Annotated in this window: 4 protein-coding genes; all 4 read left to right on the top strand. The window is 72.1% G+C overall.

What is annotated here, in order from left to right; all coding sequences use genetic code 11:
* The first annotated feature begins 288 nt into the window (after window positions 1-288).
* The 4 genes from AC4IJH_RS43235 (at window position 289) to AC4IJH_RS43220 (ending at window position 3,372) form a co-directional block, all read left to right on the top strand.
* Window positions 289-678, top strand: a complete 390-nt coding sequence (locus tag AC4IJH_RS43235; protein ID WP_164350069.1) for a hypothetical protein — start codon at window positions 289-291, stop codon at window positions 676-678.
* A gap of 105 nt (window positions 679-783) precedes the next feature.
* Window positions 784-1,260 carry a hypothetical protein gene (locus AC4IJH_RS43230; RefSeq protein WP_490857522.1) on the top strand — a complete coding sequence of 159 codons (477 nt, stop codon included), beginning with the start codon at window positions 784-786 and terminating at the stop codon, window positions 1,258-1,260.
* A 177-nt stretch (window positions 1,261-1,437) separates the two neighbouring features.
* Window positions 1,438-1,953 carry a hypothetical protein gene (locus AC4IJH_RS43225; protein ID WP_164350073.1) on the top strand — a complete coding sequence of 172 codons (516 nt, stop codon included), beginning with the start codon at window positions 1,438-1,440 and terminating at the stop codon, window positions 1,951-1,953.
* A gap of 498 nt (window positions 1,954-2,451) precedes the next feature.
* Window positions 2,452-3,372, top strand: coding sequence for an N-6 DNA methylase (locus tag AC4IJH_RS43220; RefSeq protein WP_490857521.1), 921 nt, complete (start codon window positions 2,452-2,454; stop codon window positions 3,370-3,372).
* Window positions 3,373-3,577: the final 205 nt, after the last annotated feature.

Raw genomic sequence — 3,577 nt, 5'->3', positions numbered from 1 at the left:
CCGTGGTGACGGCCAGGGGCTGAGGTTCGAGACGGGGGAGCGGAGCAGCTGCACGTCGAGGAGAAGGTGACCGGCCCACCGGGGCCCGGGTGGAGGAGCTGGCAAGGAGGGGGGCGGCCCGGCCCGGAGGGCACGCGCGGCACCGCGAGAAATCCGAGAAAACCCCTGGTCAGACCCCCTTTTCCGCTTCCGTTTCCGGTCCAATACTGGTAATGTTGTCCTTGTTGGAAGGGGTGGCACCCCGGACAACGAGAACCACTCGAAACCCGATCACCGGAGGTACGGACCATGAGCGAGCAGATCACCCCCGAGCGCCAGGCCGAGGCGGAGGCGATCGGCCACGCCGCCTACCAGGCGATGCGCGCGGAGATGATCGAGGCGGCCCGCCAGCGGGAGGGTGACGGCATCGACACCCCCCTGCTGATGGAGGGACTGGAGGCCGAGGCGGCCTACCAGGCCGCCCGCGAGGCGCTGACCAACGCCCGCGCCGAGCGTCAGCGCGTGCTGTACGCCATGTGGCGCGCGAACAAGGACCCCCGTGCCGTCGCGGCCCTCATGCCCGCCACGGTCAAGGCCGCCACCGTGCGCGCCGCCGTGGTCAAGCTCGCGCCGTCCCAGGACTTCGAGGCCCTGCCCCTGTGGCGCACCGAGGACGAGGAGGCCGCCGCCAAGCACTGACCCACCCGGGGGGGGGGGGGGGGGGGGGGGGGGGGGGGGGGGGCGGCGGATGGCACCGCCGCCCCGGCCCGCTCGAAACCCTCACCGCGCACCCAGGAGCAGGCCATGAAGTTCCAGATCCATACCGCCATCGGCTACGACGGCACCCCCGCCCCGTCCCCGCTCGACACGCGCGAGGCCGCGCGCGAGTTCACCGCAGCACTGGCCGACCTCTTCCAGGTCGAACCCGCCCGCGTCGTTCACGACGAGTGGCGTACCGCCCCGTACATGTGGACCAACGTCACCGTCTGCCTTCCGGCCATCGGCACGGCCGTGTTCAGCGTCGACAGCCGCAAGAGCGGAGCCGCCGCGCTCCGCCTGTACCTGAACGAACGGCCGGTCCCGTTCGACTGGACGCCGGAAGAGGCCACACCGCAGGAGGAGGGGGAAGAGGAGGTGCGCGGCTGTAGCTGCGGCATGGCCGACTACGGCGCACCGGGACACGACGGGTACGAAGGCCCGCGCGGCAGTGTCGGGCGGACCCTGGCGCAGGCGGTGGCCGACTATCAGGCTCAGCAGTCGCAGGGCACCGCCAGGCAGTGAACTACTTCCCGGGGGCGGCGGTGGCTTCCGCCCCCGGGAGCACCAGCGAAAAACCCCAGACCAGGCCCGGCTTCCGCTTCCATTTCCGGCCCAATACTGGTAATGTTGTCCTTGTTGGAAGGGGGTGGCACCCCGACCGGCACCACCACTCGAAACCCGCACCACGGAGGAACTCCCGTGATCACCACCACCATCACGCACAGCCGGGTCTACGGCACCGTTGCCCGCCTCAGCGACCAGCACCCTTGGGTCAAGGCGACCCTGCGGCAGCACGGATTCGAGTGGTCCCACTCCCTGAAGGCGTTCACCGCCCCTGGCACCCGTTCCTGGCCGTTCGACCACTACCGGTTCGCCCGGCTCACCCGCGAACTCCGCCGATGCGGATTCCCCGTCAAGGTGGTCGTCGACAACGCGCAGCCCGCCGCCGACCCGATCGCGGACGCGCTGACCGAGCTGTTCGATCTCGCCTACGCCGTTCAGCGGCTCGGCGCGGCACTCGCACAGGACATGCTCAGCCGCCCCGGGCAGGTCACCCCCGAGCGCATCAAGGAGGCCCAGGAAGCCGTGGAGGCCGCCCAGACGAAGGCTGAGCGGATCGAAGCGCGGCCGGGGGTCTACGAGCAGCCCGAGATGACCGACGTCTGGCACCTCCTCACCCGAGGGGCGACGGCTGTCGGACTGCCCCCCTTCTAGGCTCCGCGCAGTCCCCGAAGGGGCGGGCACCGCACGGCGGTGCCCGCCCCTTCGGCGTGCCGCGTCGCGGCGGGCGCGCCGGTAGCCCGGAAGGGGTGCAGCCCGCCGCGCCCCGGGCAGGCCCCGCAGCGCCGCGGGCGACGGCCGCGCCGTCGTGGCCGGCGTGGCCGCGCGGCGCCGTCGTGCGGTGCCGGTGGCCGGCCCAGGGTCCCGGCCTGCGGGCCGGCCGGGGGGAGCGGCAGCGGTGGGCGGTTTACGTGACCGGCCGTCGCCCGGCCGGCCCTGGTGCCGTGGTGCTGAAAAGCGGCTGGCAAGGAGGGGGGTCGGCCCGGCCCGGAGGGCACGCGCGGCACCGCGAGAAATCCGAGAAAAACCCTGGTCAGACCCCCTTTCCCGCTTCCGTTTCCGGCCTAATGCTGGTAATGTTGTCCTTGTTGGAAGGGGGTGGCACCCCGACCGACACCACCACTCGAAACCCGCACCGAAAGGGCGTGCCTCATGGCGAAGATGAAGACCGAGACCGCGATCCAGCACCGCAAGGCGGCCGCCCTGGCCGACCTGGACCGCGACCTCGCGCCGGATGAGCGGGAATTCGTCCTGGACCACTGGATGGAGGAGGGCACGGCCCGGCTCGACGGCGCATTCTTCACGCCGGGCGGACTGGCCACAGACCTCATCCTGGAGGCGTTCGGCGCCGGACGGATCATCGACCTGTGCGCGGGAATCGGCCGCCTGGCCTGGACCGCTCACCAGTACCTCAGCGCCCACGGCGCCGCCCGAGAGATCGTGTGCGTGGAGAAGAACCCGGAGTACGTCCGGATCGGGCGCAAGATCCTGCCGGAAGCCCGCTGGATCTGCGGCGACGTCTTCGACGTGCCGACGATGGACCTGGGCGGTCGGTTCGACGTGGCCGTAGCGAACCCGCCGTTCGGCCGGGTCTCCCGACAGGGGCGCACGGCCCCCCGCTACAGCGGCCCTCAGTTCGAGTACCACGTCATCGATGTCGCCGCCGAGGTGGCCCGCCGAGGGCTGTTCATCATCCCCCAGGAGTCGGCCCCCTTCCGCTACAGCGGATGCGTGCGCCGCACCGAGGAGCCGACCGCCCAGTACGAGCGGTTCCAGCGGCAGACGGGCCTGACGCTGGAGCAGGGATGCAGCGTTGACACGTCCCAGTACGTCGACGAGTGGCGGGACGCTGCCCCGCGCACGGAGATCGTGACCGCCGACTTTGAGGAAGTGCAGACGCGCGCGGTAAAGGTCGCCACGGCCCCGGCAGCCCCCAAGCCCAGGAACTGGCTTGCCATGCCCGCCACGGAGTTCGCCGTCAAGCCCAAGGCGGCACAGGCCGCCCTGTTCGGCATGGGGGACGACAAGGCCACCGGCACCATCGGACTGTTCGACGGGGAAGCCCTCTTCTGACAGGCCCGTTCGCTCCCTCCCCGCACGGCACGGAAGCTGTGCGGGGAGGGAGCGCCGGGTGCGGCGGGGGCGCCGGCCTGCCGTCGGTGGTGGGGCCGGCCGCGCCCCAAGCGGGTTCCGCACCGCCGGGGGGCGACGGTCGCGCCGTGGTGGTCGAGGCCGTCGCGCGGCGCCGTCGTGCGGCACCCGGCCCGGGGGGCCGGGT

It is taken from the genome of Streptomyces sp. UF-297, assembly GCF_058245575.1.
The sequence above is the reverse complement of the archived record's forward strand: the minus strand, read 5'-3'. Positions and strand labels throughout refer to the sequence as shown.